The 17,598-nt window shown below is 45.4% G+C and carries 14 protein-coding genes; 5 read left to right on the top strand and 9 right to left on the bottom strand.

What is annotated here, in order from left to right; translation table 11 throughout:
- Window positions 1-132 precede the first annotated feature (132 nt).
- The 4 genes from MASE_RS16885 to rnr form a co-directional block, all read right to left on the bottom strand.
- Complete coding sequence (locus MASE_RS16885; RefSeq protein ID WP_014950914.1) at window positions 133-1,527, bottom strand: DUF4397 domain-containing protein; 1,395 nt, start codon at window positions 1,525-1,527, stop codon at window positions 133-135.
- Window positions 1,528-1,838: 311 nt separating this feature from the next.
- Window positions 1,839-3,509 (bottom strand): S8 family serine peptidase, encoded by a 1,671-nt coding sequence (locus MASE_RS16890; protein WP_014950915.1) that lies wholly within the window; start codon window positions 3,507-3,509, stop codon window positions 1,839-1,841.
- A gap of 512 nt (window positions 3,510-4,021) precedes the next feature.
- A complete protein-coding gene (rlmB, locus tag MASE_RS16895; RefSeq protein WP_014950916.1) occupies window positions 4,022-4,762 on the bottom strand; it encodes a 23S rRNA (guanosine(2251)-2'-O)-methyltransferase RlmB in 741 nt (246 codons plus the stop codon).
- Entirely contained in the window at window positions 4,763-7,180 is a 2,418-nt protein-coding gene (rnr, locus tag MASE_RS16900; RefSeq protein ID WP_014950917.1) for a ribonuclease R, read from the bottom strand.
- A 307-nt stretch (window positions 7,181-7,487) separates the two neighbouring features.
- On the opposite strand from rnr, the gene MASE_RS16905 reads away from it, so the two are divergent.
- On the top strand, window positions 7,488-9,206 hold the full coding sequence (locus MASE_RS16905; RefSeq protein WP_014950918.1) for an alkaline phosphatase D family protein: 1,719 nt from the start codon (window positions 7,488-7,490) through the stop codon (window positions 9,204-9,206).
- Window positions 9,207-9,331: 125 nt separating this feature from the next.
- On the opposite strand, the gene MASE_RS16910 is transcribed toward MASE_RS16905, so the two are convergent.
- The 3 genes from MASE_RS16910 to MASE_RS16920 all read right to left on the bottom strand — a co-directional run bounded on the left by MASE_RS16910 (window position 9,332) and on the right by MASE_RS16920 (window position 12,453).
- Window positions 9,332-9,628 carry a type II toxin-antitoxin system RelE/ParE family toxin gene (locus tag MASE_RS16910; RefSeq protein ID WP_014950919.1) on the bottom strand — a complete coding sequence of 99 codons (297 nt, stop codon included), beginning with the start codon at window positions 9,626-9,628 and terminating at the stop codon, window positions 9,332-9,334.
- The gene (locus MASE_RS16915) at window positions 9,609-9,857 is read right to left on the bottom strand and encodes a CopG family ribbon-helix-helix protein (RefSeq protein WP_014950920.1); all 249 of its coding nucleotides are present in this window, start codon (window positions 9,855-9,857) and stop codon (window positions 9,609-9,611) included. Before MASE_RS16915 ends, MASE_RS16910 begins: the two co-directional genes overlap by 20 nt.
- 232 nt (window positions 9,858-10,089) lie before the next feature.
- On the bottom strand, window positions 10,090-12,453 hold the full coding sequence (locus MASE_RS16920; RefSeq protein WP_014950921.1) for a TonB-dependent receptor: 2,364 nt from the start codon (window positions 12,451-12,453) through the stop codon (window positions 10,090-10,092).
- A 318-nt stretch (window positions 12,454-12,771) separates the two neighbouring features.
- On the opposite strand from MASE_RS16920, the gene MASE_RS16925 reads away from it, so the two are divergent.
- Both MASE_RS16925 and MASE_RS16930 read left to right on the top strand, forming a co-directional pair.
- On the top strand, window positions 12,772-13,053 hold the full coding sequence (locus tag MASE_RS16925) for a PepSY domain-containing protein (RefSeq protein ID WP_014950922.1): 282 nt from the start codon (window positions 12,772-12,774) through the stop codon (window positions 13,051-13,053).
- Window positions 13,054-13,154: 101 nt separating this feature from the next.
- On the top strand, window positions 13,155-13,718 hold the full coding sequence (locus MASE_RS16930; protein ID WP_014950923.1) for a cytochrome b/b6 domain-containing protein: 564 nt from the start codon (window positions 13,155-13,157) through the stop codon (window positions 13,716-13,718).
- Window positions 13,719-13,855: 137 nt separating this feature from the next.
- On the opposite strand, the gene MASE_RS16935 is transcribed toward MASE_RS16930, so the two are convergent.
- Both MASE_RS16935 and MASE_RS16940 read right to left on the bottom strand, forming a co-directional pair.
- Entirely contained in the window at window positions 13,856-14,500 is a 645-nt protein-coding gene (locus MASE_RS16935; RefSeq protein WP_014950924.1) for a tetratricopeptide repeat protein, read from the bottom strand.
- 178 nt (window positions 14,501-14,678) lie between these two features.
- Entirely contained in the window at window positions 14,679-14,930 is a 252-nt protein-coding gene (locus MASE_RS16940; RefSeq protein ID WP_014950925.1) for a TIGR02647 family protein, read from the bottom strand.
- Between the two features lie 294 nt (window positions 14,931-15,224).
- Between MASE_RS16940 and ubiD the strand changes: the two genes are divergently transcribed.
- Complete coding sequence (gene ubiD, locus MASE_RS16945) at window positions 15,225-16,691, top strand: 4-hydroxy-3-polyprenylbenzoate decarboxylase (protein WP_014950926.1); 1,467 nt, start codon at window positions 15,225-15,227, stop codon at window positions 16,689-16,691.
- Between the two features lie 98 nt (window positions 16,692-16,789).
- Window positions 16,790-17,485, top strand: coding sequence for an NAD(P)H-flavin reductase (gene fre, locus MASE_RS16950; protein WP_014950927.1), 696 nt, complete (start codon window positions 16,790-16,792; stop codon window positions 17,483-17,485).
- The last annotated feature ends 113 nt before the right edge of the window (window positions 17,486-17,598 follow it).

A 17,598-nucleotide genomic window follows, 5' to 3' on the forward strand; every position in this document is an offset into this window, starting at 1 on the left:
GAGGATTTTCGCCCTCCCGGACAGCAAGTAAAAAGGCCAACGTTTTTAGCGTTGACCTTTTAAACTTACGTGAAATATACGCAGATGAAAGTTTTCACCCTCATCAATTAGTATAATAAATGTACTAACCGATTAATAAAGCACGTTAATTTCATATCCCGTTGGCGTATCCGCTGGCTCAACAGTAACTATGTAGTTTTCTTCCTCTGTAAAGCCAAACAGCGCGGTTCTATCAAGCAGCACCTGCTCCTCGTTGTCATCTTCGTATACGGCAATCACTTCATAGTAGTCTGACGGCAGCACTTCACTGGTACTTTCAGCAAATTCAAGATTCTGTATATCGTACTCAGCAGTATCAATGGTTTCGTCATTTCTTACCAAGTAGAAGTCTACGTCATCAAAGTCGCTAACTAAGTTGATGAAGTTTACTGTCTTATCGTAGGCCTGAGGCAAACCACTTTCTACAAAGGTTGCTGCGCCTAATTTATTGTTGGTGTTGTAGATGAGAATAGCCTTACTCTCCCCCTGATTAAGCGTAATTAGCTTGTTGCTCAGTGACGTCACTGTACCTGATGGGTCGGTTACGGTAACGCGATAATCGCCATAGCGGATAGTACTAAACTCAGACAACTCGCCCGCCGCGAGTGTAAAACTGACGTCCTCTTCATCAGTGTTTCCACCAAAGGTAACCTGAAGCTCTGCATCTAGATTCGTAGAATTGTAAATACGATACTGTGAATCTGCTTCTACATCTGTAAGCGCCGTTACTGATGAAGAGTTAAGAATAGTGTCTACAACTAGCCCTTCTTGAATGGCGCCACTGACATCGCGCAGTGTCATTAGATACTCAGTTTCGTATACAAAATCGATGGTTTGTGATTCAAAGACAACATCGTCACTTCCTGGTTCGGTCAAATAAATCGTGTACTCGCCCTCATCAAAGTATTCACTGTCATCATCTGCATCCCAGAAGTCAAATTCAATCATGTCGCCCGTTGTAACCGTGCCAAGGAAGTTGGCTGCTTCAAACGGGTCGCCAGACTCACTCATGTAGAAATCATAAGAAGATTCATCTACTGCTACCGACAAAGCGAATAGGCGGAAGTGATCTTCCAATGTTTCGCGCTTATAGGAATAGGTGGTAAAAACGGGGTTACTAAAGTCACCACTCATAACAACAATGGTCTTATAACCGGTTTTTAAGTTAACGGTAATCTCGTCAATAAATACTTCTTGGTCGTCTGAATCAGTTCGAATGAACTCGAGTTCTAATTCTCCATCATCCATAGAGTACATTGACGTAGTGTCACCAAATTGAGCAGAGCCAAAGCTATCGCCATCAACTTCACGCATTTCTACATTGGCACCGTTAGGAGAAGCGTTGTAAAACTGAATGTAAGCATACGAATAATCTGAGCTACTGCTGCCTGAGCCACCACAAGCGGTAAGCCCAAGCAGTGCAATAAGCCCAATTGCCACTGTTTGGAACCATGTTCCACGAAGCAAAGATTGAGAGGTCAATTGCATAAATTGAATGTCCTTTGAAGTTGTTCTTGGTTGGATAAAGCCTGCGTAAAAGCAAATAGGCACATGTAGAGAGTGCTGATCTTGGCACGCACAATACAGCGATATGGCTATGTGAATAGGGCTTAGTTCGCAGCTTTACGTCAACTTTGCAAAGCTGACCTTTCTTTATGGAAACTTGACATTCAAGCTTCTAAAGATGCTGGTAAAAGGCATAGATGTGCGAATAAACGTATGCAAACCGCGCACAAAACTGAAACAAAAAAAAGCCTGCATAAGCAGGCTTTAACTGTGTCTTAGGGAGACGGGATTACTTACTCATACGAGTATGATAGCGTCACACCGCTGTATGACGAATAAGCGCGAATACCAATGTGCCACGTGCCTGACGCTGGCGCGTCGAATGTACATACTTCGCTGTTGCCATTTTGATAAGGACGACAATCATAGCTATTCGTTTCTGGCTGTGAGCCAAACTTCACGTATAGATCGGCATCACCTGAACCACCAGAGGTACGAATAGTCATCTGCGTTACACCTTCAGGAATCGTCCAAGTGTAGCGGTCCCAGTTTCTGCGCGTACCAGAAAGGCCGGTTAGCTGACCTGATACTGGTTCTACGCCAGGCTCAGAGCCGCCTCCGCCACCAGTACCGCCACCGGCACAACCGTTGGTGTTAAGGTAGTTGTAGGCATCAGCAAGCTGCATTAAGCCATAACCGTAGAAGTTATCACGACCCGCACTGCCTTTATCTTCTGCCGTTGCATTAAGTGCACTACGAATTTGGTTGTTTGAACACTGCGGGAAGTAACTCCACACTAGTGCTGCACCACCAGCTACGTGTGGCGTCGCCATAGATGTACCGCTGAGTGAAGCGTAGGTATTTGTTGGATAGGTAGACTGAACTGCACTGCCTGGCGCGGCAATTTCAACCTGATCGTTATATTGGCTGTAGCTTGCACGATTTTCGTTTGAGTCTACTGCCGCAACTGACATTACTGCATCATATGAAGCAGGGTAAGACTTCGCACTGTTACCATCGTTACCTGCCGCCGCAACTAACAACATGCCTGCATCTGTGAAGCTCTGCATTGCATTTCGCTCGGTAGTTGACGAACTGCCGCCACCTAAGCTCATGTTAACAACGTTCGAGCCGGCATCCTGACATTGGGTGATAGCATCGATAAGGTCAGATGCGTAAGTCCATTGGCCATTGTCGTTAAAGATTTTAACGATATGCATATCTACGCCAGGATACACACCAACTACACCTTCGTTATTATCGTATGCTGCAATGGTGCCCGCTACGTGGGTACCGTGACCGTTACCATCGTTATACCAGTTACCTACAGCACTATTGTTTGCCTGACCTGTAACGCCATCATTTGTTCCAGGCAAATCTGGGTGACCCAGGTTGTAACCTGTATCGATGATACATACTTTGCGAGCCGTAGTATCTGACTGTGCAAATTGATTAGCCTGAACCATGGTGTAGCCGTAAGGCGTGGTCTGCGCCATAGGCTTACGACGAACGTCCACTTCAATACTTTCTACGTTTGGATTTTTACGAAGCTTGTTCAGCGCTGACTTACTCATCGTAGCCGCTACCATTTTATGCTTCTTAAGCTCTTTCTTAATTGCACCACCTGCTTTTCTTACTTCTGATTTAGCAGACGCGATATCGAAAGGCTTTTTACCTTTTACTTTGGCACTTGAGATTTGACCTTTACCTTTTAATGCACTCACTTCAACCGTTTCACTGGTCATCTCATCTTTGAACTTGATGATGTAACGCTCTTGGTCAGTGGTGACAAAACGATCGACAGTCAATCGCTTACCTAGTGCTTGTTTTAGGGTTTGAGGCTTTTCTTTAACTTTTACCAGACCTTCGCCTGCTGCCATTGCAGAATTACCCATTAAGCCAAGTGATACAGCTAGAGCAGCTGCTGTTAGACATGTGTGTTTCTTATTTAATTTTGAGTTCAAAATTTATTTCCTGTTTTATCTGTCTTATTAACTTCAACACTGTTTTATTCCGTGCTTTGGAAGCTATTTGTTATTAAATGACATACAGGTATAACCATTACCTCATACGAAAAGCTCATCCATGACAACCGACGCAACTGCGTTGCAACGACCTACCCGTTTGTCAGGTATGCAAATAAACGGTATTACCAATTATTTACAGAGCTCATATTAGGCGGCGAATCAGGCTGTTGAGTATGTTGCCTTAACCCTGGTGAGCATTTTTAATACCTTTAAAAATGCACAAAAAAACAACACAACTTATGAAGAGCGCGCCAAATGTGTATTACGAGCAGATTCATGGTAGGAATAAAAGACTATAATTAACATTAATTTCACAAATTCAAATGTAACAAAATATTAAACTCTTTATAAGTTTTACTTAAATATAAAAAAAGCGTGTACCCAAAGGTACACGCTTTTTTAAAAACCAATTGAAAACTCATTAGAGGCTCAATTCTAGCAACTTAGTCTCATAAACTGCGCTGTCTTACGATCTCGTATAAGCACACGCCGGTTGCTACCGACACATTTAAACTTGTCACACTGCCAGCCATAGGGAGCTTCACCAACTCATCGCATGTTTCTTTGGTGAGTCTACGCATGCCCTTACCTTCAGCCCCCATTACTAATGCAGTTGGGCCTTTCAGGTCTACATCATAAAGGGTCTTATCGGTTTCACCGGCTGTGCCAACAATCCAAAGGCCTTTATCTTGAAGGTGCTTCAAAGTTCTGGCCAGGTTCGTGATTTGAATAAGTGGAACCACTTCAGCTGCACCACAGGCCACCTTTCTTACTGTGCCGTTTAAGCTTGCTGATTTATCTTTCGGTACTACTACCGCGTGCACCCCTGCTCCATCTGCAGTACGCAGGCACGCACCTAGATTATGCGGGTCGGTCACACCGTCTAGTACCAAGATTAAAGGCTGCGCTTCGCTTTCTAAAATTTTGTCTAAGTCAGCTTCATCTAGCACGCGGGCTGGTTTCGCTCTTGCTACCACGCCTTGGTGTTGCTCACCGCTTACTTTGTCATCTAGCGCTTTGCGCTGACAAAACTGAACGGAAATACCGAAACGACGGGCTTGGTTAACAATGTTGGTTAGGCGCTCGTCATTGCGACCTTTTAACACTAACACTTCCATTACACGCTCGGGTTCTTTTTCAAGTACCGACTGCATGGCATGTAAACCGTATAACCATTCTTGCTGCGCCATTTAACGCTTACCTCTTTTATTCAATGACAGTGTTTTGCCGCTACTACCGCCTTTGGCGCTGCCGCGACTTGACGATTTTCCACCGCTACGACTAGACGAGCTTGAGCCGCCTTTGCCTTTGTTCCCTTTTTTATCAGAACGCGAGCCTTTATCAGAGCGTGATTTGTTATCAAAACGAGTAGGTTTATCTGAAGCCTTTTTCGCAGACCTCACTTTTACCTTCTTACCCTTAGTGCCGCGCAGCATAGACTTATCGAGTAATAAATCAATCTTTCTTTCATCAAGGTTGACCGCTGCTACGGTTACTTCAACCGTATCACCCAATCTGAACTGGCGATGGCCCGACTCACCAACCAGCGCTTGTTTTACATCGTCATAGTGATAATAGTCATCATCTAGCGATGTTATATGTACTAGGCCGTCGATGTGGTATTCGGTAAGGCGTATAAATAAACCAAAGTTAGTGACCGAGCTGACCACCCCTTCAAAGGTGTCGCCGACGTGGTCGAGCATAAACTCGCACTTAAGCCAGTCAGCTACGTCACGGGTGGCATCATCGGCGCGGCGCTCTGTCATTGAACACTGCTCGCCTAACTGTTCAATTTCTTCAACGGTGTAGTTTTTCGCGCCACTGACTGCTTTTTTGCCCTGCTGTTTAGCAATAATGCCTTTTAGCGCACGGTGCACGACCAAGTCTGGGTAGCGACGGATAGGTGACGTGAAGTGCGCGTAAGCTTCTAGCGCCAACCCAAAGTGACCTACGTTGTCACCGTCGTAAACCGCTTGCTTCATTGAGCGCAGCAGCATGGTTTGAATTAGTTCTTCGTCCACTCGACCGCGGGTTTTAAGCACCACATCGGTAAATGCGGCAGGCTCCGCGTCTTCAACAATGCGATGAGGAATACCGATTTCACTTAAGTAACTGGTAAATGCGGTAAGCCTGTCGGCGTCTGGTTTGTCGTGCACACGATATAGCGCAGGCGCCTCATGCTTTTCAAGCATAAGAGCCGCACTCACGTTTGCCATGATCATGCACTCTTCAATAAGCTTGTGCGCGTCGTTACGCACCAGCGGCACAATATTTTCAATCTTCCGCTGGGCGTTGAATACAAACTTCACTTCTTGGGTTTCAAATTCAATCGCCCCGCGCTTAGCACGAGCTTTTTTGAGCGCGCGGTACAAGTCGTGAAGATTACGTAAATGAGGTACATGAGGCTCGTAACGCTGATGAAGTTCTTTGTCGCCCTGCAGAATATTCCACACTTTAGTGTACGTTAAACGGGCGTGTGAGTTCATGACCGCTTCGTAAAACTGGAATTCTTCTAGTTTGCCATTTGCACTGATGGTCATTTCACACACCATACATAGGCGGTCGACTTCAGGGTTTAATGAACACAAGCCGTTTGACAGCACTTCCGGTAGCATAGGAATTACTTGGTCAGGGAAGTAAACCGAGTTACCGCGCTGCTGCGCTTCATCATCAAGGGCTGAGCCTGTTCTTACATAATGACTTACATCGGCTATGGCTACCCACAGCTGCCAGCCGCCATCGTCTAGCGGTTCGCAATATACCGCGTCATCGAAGTCGCGGGCGTCTTCACCATCGATAGTGACCAGCGGAAGCTGGCGTAAATCGATGCGACCTTCCTTGGCTTCATCGGGCACTTGATCGGTAAGCTTTTCCACTTGCTTGGTTACGCCATTTGGCCACTGGTGCGGAATATCAAACGTGCGAAGTGCCATTTCTATTTCCATACCTGGCGCCATATGTTCACCAAGTACTTCAACAATCTTCCCCACCGGACTCATTTTACGGCGTGGACGCTGGGTAAGCTCTACCACAACCACCTGCCCCATTCGAGCACCGTGTGTGCTCTCTGGTGGAATAACAATTTCGTGCTGCAACCGGCTGTCATCTGGCACAACCATGCCAAAACCTTGTTCAACAAAGTAGCGGCCAACAATTGGCTCGCTGCGTGGCTCTATGACTTGCGTAACAAACGCTTCTTTTCTTCCGCGGCGATCGGTTCCGCTAATGCGCGCTTCTACCACATCGTCGTGAAGGAACAGGTTCATTTGCCCAGCACTGATAAATAAATCACCGCTCTTATCTTCAGGACGCAAAAAGCCGTAGCCATCACGGTGACCAATAATTCTGCCTTTAATGAGTTCATCACGGTTTTGGAGAATGTATTTTTTCTGCTTGGTAAATTGCACCTGACCTTCGCGCTCCATGGCACGTAGTCGGCGCTGAATTCCAATTCGCGCTTCTTCGTCGAAGGCGTTCACCAAGTTACAGATATCAAGAAACGACAACGGCTTGTCGTGCTCTTTTAATAAACTCATTAAATATTCGCGGCTGGCTACCGGATTTTCGTACTTCTCTTTCTCGCGCTGATAATGCGGATCATCACTCATGTATTTTAAATTTACCTTTCGTATTTTGTTCAACGTGTTTTCGTTTGTGGCTTAGTACTTCAAAGCCCTTTAGAAAACATAAATATGATTGTTTAGACACACGAACCATTTTTGGTTCATGTGGTTATTTGCTGCACAGTATAACAGTATTTGCAGTAAAACATTGACTGTTATTATGGATTCTCAGCCTGACATCTCTATGTCACAAACACTCAGTATAAAAATGGGTTTTCGTTTTTGTTGCATGAGCGTTCAACAAAACAATGACATCACCGGATACCTTACAAACCTTATAAAGAGCAGGCATATGGATAGAAGATCGTTTATAAAGCTGTCGTCACTCGCAGGCGCGAGCGTAGCAGTGTCTACAGGGCTAGCAGGCTGTACTGTTAGCGCTTCAGCAAACAGCCAACCGCAAACCAACGCTACCTTTACCCATGGTGTGGCGAGTGGAGACCCATTAAAAGACGCCGTGATTATTTGGACGCGCGCCGTGCCCACATCAAATTTGGGCTCAGGTTCGGGCTCAAAGTCAGGTTTAGCCAAGGCCGATATTTTATGGGAAATGGCAAGCGATGCTGATTTTGCCAATGTGATAAGTAGCGGTATTGTTGAAGCCAAAGCAATCCATGATTTTACCGTAAAAGTCGATGTAGCAGGACTTAGTCCAGCTCGTCGTTATTTTTACCGCTTCAAAAGCGCTAATAATACAAGCCCTGTTGGAGAAACCCGTACGCTACCTGAAGTCGATGTGTCTAATGTCACGTTCGGCATATTTTCTTGTTCCAACTACCCCGCTGGCTTTTTCACGCCTTACATGGAAGCAGCGAAAGACGACAACATTGACTATGTATTACACCTTGGTGACTACATTTATGAGTACGATGGCGAAGGTTACGCAACTGAGCACGCCAAGGAAATTGGCAGGACCTATGCGCCTGATAACGACACAGAGCTTTACACTCTCACTGACTATCGCAACCGCTATGCGCTGTATCGCACGGATGAAGGCCTGTTGGCATTACACCAAAACAAGCCGTTTATTGTTGTGTGGGATGACCATGAAGTTACAAACGACACCTACAAAGACGGTGCTGAAAATCACCAAGCGGATGAAGGCGATTTTTATGAACGTCGTGCTGCGGCCGTGCAAGCTTATTATGAGTGGTTACCGATACGCCCACCTTTTGGCACCGAGCGCTTAGAAATTTATCGTCAGTTTACCTTTGGTAAGCTTCTTGACTTATACATGCTCGACACCCGCGTTCTTGCTCGCGACAAACAGCTTGAATACGCCAACTATCGCGATGCTGAAACTAAAGCGTTTGACCAAGCACGCTTTATGAAAGACATCGGCAACCCGAACCGCGGTTTACTCGGTGAAACACAACGCACCTGGCTCCACTCGTCTATGCAGCAAAGCCAGGCTAAATGGCAGGTGTTAGGGCAACAGCTATTAATAGGCCGTATGCTTTTCCCTGTATCGATTTTTAATGGCGTTGAACGCAAAGCAATACCTGATCATGTACATAGGCTCGCGAATATCAAACGCAAACAAAAGCAAGGTGGTGCACTTAGTGAGCAAGAGCTTGCGCTTATCAATACCGTAATGCCTTACAACTTAGACGCATGGGATGGCTACCCTGTTGAGCGGGAACAGGTGCTGATGCAGCTTAAGTCCATCGGCAAGCCAGTTATTGCCCTTGCCGGTGATACACATAATGCTTGGCACAATAAATTAACCCTTAAAGACGGCACGGAGGTGGGAGTTGAACTTGCCACACCAGGCGTGACGTCACCCGGTATGGAACATTACCTAAGCATGGGGGATGAAAAAGCTAAAACCCTTGCAGACGACCTACCGCTTCTTATAGAAGATTTGCAGTACTGTAACCTCCACCAGCGCGGGTTCATGACTTTAACCGTTAGCCAAGATAGCGCAAAAGCAACGTGGCACTATGTAGATGCGATTTTGACCAAAGCAGGCAAAGTGGTTAATACGCATAGCTATGAGATTAAGGCATAGCGTTCTACAAGTTTTTAAGCGTGTATAGGCTCTAGCCTATGCACGTTATTTATAAAGTTAAAGGCTACAAACGCTACCTTACAAGTCTGACAACGAGCTTAGTGCTTTCCACAAATAGTTTGTTTTTAATCTGCGTTGGGCCATTGCTGAGCATCATGAAGAACACGTAGTATTTCGATGCAATTTGTAGTGATGTTTTCTCGATATATAACGATAAACGGCAGGCCATTAATTACAAGTTCACGCGTATTCTTCAATCGGCCATGACGGCCTGCTCTAGGATGTTCTGATAGGACTAGGTGCGAACTATCAATAATGTTCATGACAACGTCAATAGCTACAGAGGGGCTATTTTCTTGAGCAATATGAGCTTCAATTTTCTCTAAATCGGTACCTGCAAGATCAGTCCATTTGAGCTGCACGCTTAGCCTCCCACTTAGTTTTGACATCAGTATGGTCGGTCAAACGTCCCTCATCAGCGGCTTTCACTCCTTTTTCCACCTCTTGGATAAACCACTCTTCGCGAGCAACATACTGCTTGATGGCTTCGGCCATCAGCCACGCCCTAGGTCTATCCATCGCCTTAGCCATTTCGCCTACACGTGCAAGTGTTTCGTCATCTAATCTTACTGAGGTAGCTTTTAAAGGCATGTAGATTCTCCGAGGTTCTTTGAGAATCTTTATTGTAGCTGCACTAGCATTAAATGTCTTCTTTTACTTTTCATCACCAAAGACAGAGTGCAAGACGTTATAGTTAAATCGCACCGAATAAAATCAGAGTCTCTGATACTCCTTCTTGTGACCCATACAATTTAAGTTACGTCCTACTCCCATCAAGATAGGGGCATATTGACGGGAATAGGTACTCTCTTATTCTTTACTTCTAAAACTCATAATAAACACGCACACCAGCAATGCGTGGCATGCCGCGTACGAAGGTAGGAATCCCCAATCCACCGCCCGTATTACCAGCATCAATCAAGAACTCTTTATCAAACAGGTTGTTCACATAAAACTCATAGGCAAACTTGCTGTTGTCTTGAAGCAGCTTAACCGATACATCAGTCAGTGAGTAAGTATCTTGAGAAAGACCAGGGTAATTGCTGCTTTCAAAAAACACTTCTGACTGGAAGCTGGTAAGCCAGTTAACATCGATGTCAAAACTGTCCATATTGAATACTTTGTTGATGTTTATCGCGCCGCTAACTTCTGGCGCTAAGCGGAACTTATTGCCACCGTATTGGAACTCAGATCCATCAGCAGTATTGTCTGCAAATTCAGCGTCAAGGAAACCAAGGCTTGCTGTTAGCGTCAGCGTCTCGCTGTAGTTATAGGTCGCCATGCCTTCAATACCCGACATGGTCGAGTCGCCTACCGTTACAGTAATAGACTGTAAGGTTACCGCGTCGGTAAAGCTTTGCTGATAATCGCTGTATTCGTAGGTGAAAATGGCACCTGAGAACAGGAAGTTCGCGCTTTGGTATTTAATACCTAAATCGTAACTGTCTACTATTTCAGGTTTAGTTACGCTAACGCCACCGGCGTTTGCATCCACAACCGGTGAACGACGGCCTTTGGCATAGTTCGCATATAAGTTCCAGTTGTTGTTTACATCGTAGCTTACTGCGAAGCGTGGCAGGGTATCGTCAAAGTCACGCTCGGCATCGAAAGTAAATGTACCGTCTGCAGTAGTATAAGTATTACGGGTATAACGTGTTTCGTCGATATAGCGCACGCCAGCAGTAATGTTGATGTCGTCGGTAACAAAATACGACACCTCAGCAACATAAGACGCTATATCAAGTTCAGCTTCAAATATAAACGGCCCTTGTATCAGAATAGGCGGCAATGCAGGATTAGAAATAGGAGAGCCATCTTCATTAAACAGTTGCGACACTAACATCGCACGCAGTGCTTCTATTTCTTCTAACGATGCGTCAGTAGCGATATTCTGATTTAGCGGAATGTTTGAGGTGGCCTCAAGCTGTGCTTTTACCGCATCGAAGGTACCACGTACAAATGGGTCGACCATTACACAATAGGGCAAAATAGAGTCGTCTTGAGTAATAGACGCACCTACAAACGCGGCCAATTTATCACCCGAGTCATACACTAAACGCATTGACGCACCTTTAAGCGTAGCGTCGTTATCGAAATAGGCATCTTGAATACGCAAAGCAGAACCGTCGGCGTCAAATCCCTCGCTTACCTCTACATCTTTATAGTATGCGTCGGCATGCAGACTGAGCGTTTGGTTGAAATCGTAGTTTACGGTTAAGTCATAAGCTTGAAGCGTTCGTTCAATGCCTAGTTCACTGCCTAAACTAAATTCGGCATCAGTAAAAGGGCTAGTATCTCCGCCATTGGGGGCGATAGAGCCTGATTTGAAGGCAATGCCCGGCTGGTCGTTATACTCCATGGCTGCGCGCGCAATGATTTCAAGCTGATCGTAATTCGCTCGCCATGTTGCACGTAGTGCTTGTACTGAAACACCCTGAAGATCTTCGCTGTTGCACGGCACTTCTTCACCAAGATGGTTGTACATATTTGCATTACCGTAATAAGAGTCAGCGCTACAGGCATTGTTTTCTACAATGCCGTCCATTTCGCGATAAAGACCTGCTATACGAAAACTGTGGTTATCGTTAATAGGCTGGTTATACATGAATTCAACTTCTTGGCCTTCTTCTGAGTTATAGCCAACCTGTACCTTGCCTTCTTGTTCGAAGGTGGGAAGATTAGAGTGAATACTCACCGCACCATTGGCTGCCGCCACACCAAATAAGGTTGGCTGGGGGCCTTTTAACACTTCAACGCGAGCGATATCGTAAAGTGCGACACTGGCTACGGTTTTCTTACTGATATCGAAGCCATCTTGATATACAGAGATGCGAGGCGTTGCCGATACCGAAGATACGTCGTCAGTCACGCCCCGAATATTAAAAGACGGTAAGCTTACGGCCTGCTCTTGAATTTGAACGTTAGGTAAAATTCGAGAAAGCTCATCAAGTTCCATGATATTGGTGCGCTCTAAGAACTCGCTACCTATTACATCCATAGTAACAGGCACATCCATAACGGACTGCTCACGCATTTGTGCGGTTACCGTAATCTCTTCTATATAGTTATGTTCGTTTTCTGTGTCAGGCGCTACTTCTTGTGCAATTGCGGCGCTTGATAGCGCAAATGCAATTGTTGTGGCAAGCAGAGAGCGTGGGTAAACCGTTCGTGGGTACAGAGGACGCATCAAATCATTCCTTTTGTGTGCTTATTGGGTGTTTTATGTATTTTTTAAACATTTCGCCGACAGATTGGCGACATTGCCTAGTGTTTAGAAATATCAAAGCCCAAAAATGTAGAACGCTTTTGAGACGGTTCGATGAACTATCCGTGACATGTCGGAGGCAATTTTATGACAAGTATTCTGTGCCCCGTTATAAAACCAAACAGAACTCAATTCTGTACAACAAAGTAGTGCAACCTCTATGCACAAAAGAACAATGTCAGTACAATATTTAAGTAGGATAGAAAGAACTTTTAAATAAAAAGCGAAACGGAGACTGCAATGAAAAAACTAATGATGGCTACTGCTATTGGCGCCGCGACCTTATTAAGCGCATGTAGTGCAGAGCACGGCACCACTCAGTGTACTACTGCGCCGGAAGCTGAATGGCAAAACCAAGATGCGTTTCAGGCTCAGCTGTTAGCGCAAGGCTACAAAATCAACGAATTTAAAGTGACAGGCGGTAACTGCTACGAAATCTACGGCTTCGATAAAGAAGAGAACAAAGTAGAGATTTACTTTAACCCTGTTGATGGCAGCATTGTTAAAAAAGAAATGCACTAAATTCTGTTTAGCAAACGGTTCATCGAACACTTGCTTTAAAACTTGATAAAAACGCTGCAAACTATTGCAGCGTTTTTGTTTTACCCTGAGAAAGTCACGTAATGCACAAAGCTAAAGACACGGGTTCAGATATTTATGTTTGGGATCGGGTAGTGCGCGTATGCCACTGGGGCATTGTTGCAATTTTTATAACCAACTACTTTATTGTAGAGCCGGGCCGGCTTTTTCATGAAATAGCGGGCTATGTGGGCGTAGCGCTTATATCTATACGCGTTGCTTGGGGCTTATATTCAGCTAATCCCAACAAAAAGGGCTCCACAGCTTACGCTAGCTTCTCCACTATTTCGCTAAGCAAGCAGGCCTTTAGAGAACATCTTCAGCACTTAAAGCATAAACAAATCCCACGTACTCATGGCCACAATCCATTTGGCTGGCTTATGGTGATGGCAGTTATTGCCCTTTTGCTTGGGTTAGGTATTACCGGTTTTATGATGGAAGAAATAGACGCACTGTTTGGAAATAGCACGCTGGAATGGATACACAGTATTATGGCTGATGTATTGTACGCCTGTGTGTTGGTGCATATTGCTTCCGTGTTTGCTGTACAACGTATGGGTAATATTCAGTTAGTTCGCCCTATGCTTACTGGCTGGCGTAAGCGTTAAGCCTACGTAAAGACATAGATGTGCTACGGACATAAATACGCTTTTGCAGAAGCTGGCTTGTTCTGTTTGCCAGCCTTTCTGCCCTAAAGATTTTAGTTGCCTGCAGGTGTTCGTTATCACCTCGCCGCTTGTGGCTTTTAACTATCCAAAGGCCGCTTTGCCTCTCGCACGGCTTTCGGGTGCATTAATTTTTCTAAGCGAGCGAGGTAAGACGCAATTTGCTGATGCTGCTTTTTATCGTTGGTCACTGAGTTATAAAGCCAGTGGTACGCGTCTTCATAATCGTAAGGACTGCCATAACCGTCCAAAAACAACTCAACCAAGTGAATTTGCGCTTTTAGGTTTTTAAGCGCAGCGGCTTCACGTAAATACACTACGGCGCGAGATTTATCCTGCTGCACAAGCGTGCCCTTTGCATAGTAACGCCCCAATTGCTCTAGTGCTGCTGGCAAACCTTGATTCGCGGCATCTTCCATATAACCAATACCACGGGCAGGTTCAGCGTCTACGCACACGCCCCACGCCAGCATATCTCCCCATAAAAACTGGTAGGCCGGTACTTTCAACACGTTTGCACGCGCTTCAATGTCTTGTACTAATTGGCATCGATCAGCCACTACTTTGTCTAAATGCGTATTAGCATTAATCATATCGATTAAGGCATCTTGGCTGTAAAGCTGAACTGCGCGAAGCTCTTCAATCGTTTCCCCTTCAAGAGCATGAGCGCAAAAACCCGTGACAGTCGCGCAGATAAATAAGGCTGTGTGTAGAATACGTTTCATAGCAAAAGAGTATGTGTTGATTACAATGTCTTAGTTAAGGTATCGACTAATTATAGATTATCTTAACCAAGACATGCTTTTCTTTACGAATGGACACATGAGCGTCTGCGGCCAGCTAATATCTGCTTTCAACTTTATGCTGACCACCTGCATTTAACCGTACGCCAGCATCTTGCTTTTAGTGGCTACTTTTTCGTGGGCACATGGCCGATTGGATATGGCGGGCGTGATCGGCTAGGTCAATACCTAAATCAGTTAGGTAACCACCGTCTGGCTGGGTGATTAGGCCTTTGGAGTATAGCCTGGATGCTGCGTTCACCATGCTTTGGCTGGCATCGTGATGAATTTTTAAACCTTGAAGTAGGCTGTCTGTTGGAAACTTCAGTAACAAATTTAATTCGTCTAACATGTCCTGATCGAATGAACTCATGTAACCACCTTAGGCAAAAGGGTTAGTAGGGATTTAGCACGCTGGCCACTGTAAAACACCTCAGCAAAGCACTATGGTAACAACCTATACCGAAGCGCACACACCAAAGCACTATTAGCCCTAGATTTGTTAATATTTTTAACGCTTTCTTATATCACACCCAAATGGCACCTCTGTAAAGCGTAATTTATCTGTAAAACGTTTAATCGTGTAAACACAGCGCTTACTGATCGGACTTTGGCGCTAAATAGTATATTCTTGCCATAAATTGAGTTTGTGGATGCACCTGCACTGATGAAGTACAAAGATTTACGCGACTTTATTCGCCAGCTAGAAGCTAAAGGTGAATTGGTACGCATTACCCAGCCCATTGATACCGACCTTGAAATGACAGAAATTGCCGACAGGACGTTGCGTGCTGGCGGCCCTGCACTGTTATTTGAAAACCCTAAAAATCACGACATGCCCGTATTGGCAAATTTATTTGGTACACCAGAGCGCGTAGCTATGGGCATGGGTCAAGAGTCTGTTGAAGCACTGCGTGAAGTAGGCAAGCTACTGGCTTATTTGAAAGAGCCTGAGCCGCCTAAAGGGCTGAAAGATCTTTGGGAAAAGCTGCCAGTATTTAAGCAGGTGCTTAATATGCCAGCCAAAGTCCTTAAAAAAGCCCCTTGTCAGGAAGTGGTGCTTACCGGTGACGACGTAGACTTATCAAAAATTCCGGTACAGCGCTGCTGGCCCGGTGACGCTGCGCCTTTGGTAACATGGGGTTTGAGTGTTACTAAAGGGCCGCATAAGAAGCGTCAGAATCTGGGCATTTACCGTCAGCAGGTTATCGGCAAAAACAAACTTATTATGCGCTGGTTGTCACACCGTGGGGGCGCCCTTGATTTTCGAGAGTGGTGTCAAACACACCCGGGCGAACCCTACCCGGTATCTGTGGCACTTGGCGCAGACCCCGCTACTATACTAGGTGCGGTTACCCCTGTTCCAGATACCCTTTCTGAATATGCTTTTGCAGGCTTACTGCGTGGTGACAAAACTGAAGTAGTTAAGTCTATTAGTAACGACTTACAAGTACCTGCCAGTGCCGAGATTGTGCTTGAAGGTTATATTGCACAAGATGAAACAGCGCCTGAAGGTCCATACGGCGATCACACCGGGTATTACAATGAAGTCGATGACTTCCCTGTGTTTACGGTAACGCATATTACCCATCGTAAAGATCCTATCTATCATTCAACCTATACAGGCCGTCCACCAGATGAGCCAGCTATTTTAGGTGTTGCGCTAAACGAAGTGTTTGTGCCTATTTTGCAAAAGCAGTTCCCTGAAATTGTCGACTTCTACTTACCGCCTGAAGGATGCTCTTATCGTATGGCAGTAGTGACGATGAAGAAACAATACCCTGGGCATGCGAAACGGGTGATGATGGGTGTGTGGTCGTTCTTGCGCCAGTTCATGTACACCAAATTTGTGATAGTGTGCGATGACGACGTCAACGCGCGTGACTGGAACGATGTTATTTGGGCCATCACTACCCGTATGGACCCAGCCCGCGACACGGTAATGATAGAAAATACGCCTATCGACTACTTGGATTTTGCATCACCGGTTTCAGGGCTAGGCTCTAAAATGGGCATGGATGCAACCAACAAGATGCCGGGCGAAACCGACCGAGAATGGGGCGTACCTATTGTGATGGACGAAGACGTTAAAAAACGCGTTGATGATATTTGGGACAGTCTTGGTATTATGTAGCGACTATTTTCAGCGCTATTTATTTTGTATTGAAGCATGCGCTTTTCTTAAGCGCATGAAAAGGCGACACGCTAAGCAAGAAGGTTAGAAGAGAATACATGTCAGAAATTAAGTGTAAGGTTGCAAGCATCACGCCTTTAACCGAAGTGGTTCAAAAAGTTGAATTAACGCCAGAAAGCCCTGTTGAGTTTAAGGCGGGTCAGTACGCCATGGTGGTAATGGGCGAAAAAGATATGCGTCCATTTTCTATTGCCAATGCCGCATTTGATAATAGCCGCATTGAATTACACATTGGCGCAGAGCCTGGCAACAGCTACGCTGGTGAAGTGCTAGAGCGCATGCGTGCGGATGGCGAAATTACCGTAAACGTAGGTAATGGCAATGCCTTTTTGCAAAGTAATGGCCTGCCTATGGTGCTTATTGCTGGTGGTACTGGCTTCTCATATACCTACTCTATTCTGCAAGAGCATCTTAACAGCGGTGATAAGACACCACTTACCCTTTATTGGGGTGGAAAACACGCGGCTGATTTGTATTTAGCTGACAAGCTAACTGAGCTCGCTGAAACTAACGAGCACTTCACTTTTGTGCCGGTTGTCGAGTTTGCATGCGACGAATGGAAAGGCAGAACGGGCTGGGTACACCATGCGGTAATGGCAGACCACGCTGACTTTGCCAATATTCAGGTTTACGTTGCAGGTCGTTTTGAAATGGCCAAAGTTGTACGCGATGATTTTACACAACGCGGCTTAAAAGTTGAGAACCTGTTTGGCGACGCGTTTGCGTTTATTTAAGTGTGCAAGGTCAGTAGTAGCAAAAGATGCTCATGTCCTGAGCATTAAATCTACCTCTAGCCCGTCATGTTGACCATACAAAACTATATATGGTCAACATGGCATTTCGCACA

Source organism: Alteromonas macleodii ATCC 27126, assembly GCF_000172635.2.
Taxonomy (GTDB): Bacteria; Pseudomonadota; Gammaproteobacteria; order Enterobacterales; family Alteromonadaceae; genus Alteromonas; species Alteromonas macleodii.

Excerpts from the sequence above, each read along its gene's own strand:
- MASE_RS16885 (WP_014950914.1), bottom strand. The coding sequence starts at position 1,527 with ATGCAATTGACCTCTCAATCTTTGCTTCGTGGAACATGGTTCCAAACA.
- rlmB (WP_014950916.1), bottom strand. The coding sequence starts at position 4,762 with ATGGCGCAGCAAGAATGGTTATACGGTTTACATGCCATGCAGTCGGTA.
- rnr (WP_014950917.1), bottom strand. The coding sequence starts at position 7,180 with ATGAGTGATGATCCGCATTATCAGCGCGAGAAAGAGAAGTACGAAAAT.
- MASE_RS16905 (WP_014950918.1), top strand. The coding sequence starts at position 7,488 with ATGGATAGAAGATCGTTTATAAAGCTGTCGTCACTCGCAGGCGCGAGC.
- MASE_RS16915 (WP_014950920.1), bottom strand. The coding sequence starts at position 9,857 with ATGCCTTTAAAAGCTACCTCAGTAAGATTAGATGACGAAACACTTGCA.
- MASE_RS16920 (WP_014950921.1), bottom strand. The coding sequence starts at position 12,453 with ATGCGTCCTCTGTACCCACGAACGGTTTACCCACGCTCTCTGCTTGCC.
- MASE_RS16925 (WP_014950922.1), top strand. The coding sequence starts at position 12,772 with ATGAAAAAACTAATGATGGCTACTGCTATTGGCGCCGCGACCTTATTA.
- MASE_RS16930 (WP_014950923.1), top strand. The coding sequence starts at position 13,155 with ATGCACAAAGCTAAAGACACGGGTTCAGATATTTATGTTTGGGATCGG.
- MASE_RS16935 (WP_014950924.1), bottom strand. The coding sequence starts at position 14,500 with ATGAAACGTATTCTACACACAGCCTTATTTATCTGCGCGACTGTCACG.
- MASE_RS16940 (WP_014950925.1), bottom strand. The coding sequence starts at position 14,930 with ATGAGTTCATTCGATCAGGACATGTTAGACGAATTAAATTTGTTACTG.
- ubiD (WP_014950926.1), top strand. The coding sequence starts at position 15,225 with ATGAAGTACAAAGATTTACGCGACTTTATTCGCCAGCTAGAAGCTAAA.
- fre (WP_014950927.1), top strand. The coding sequence starts at position 16,790 with ATGTCAGAAATTAAGTGTAAGGTTGCAAGCATCACGCCTTTAACCGAA.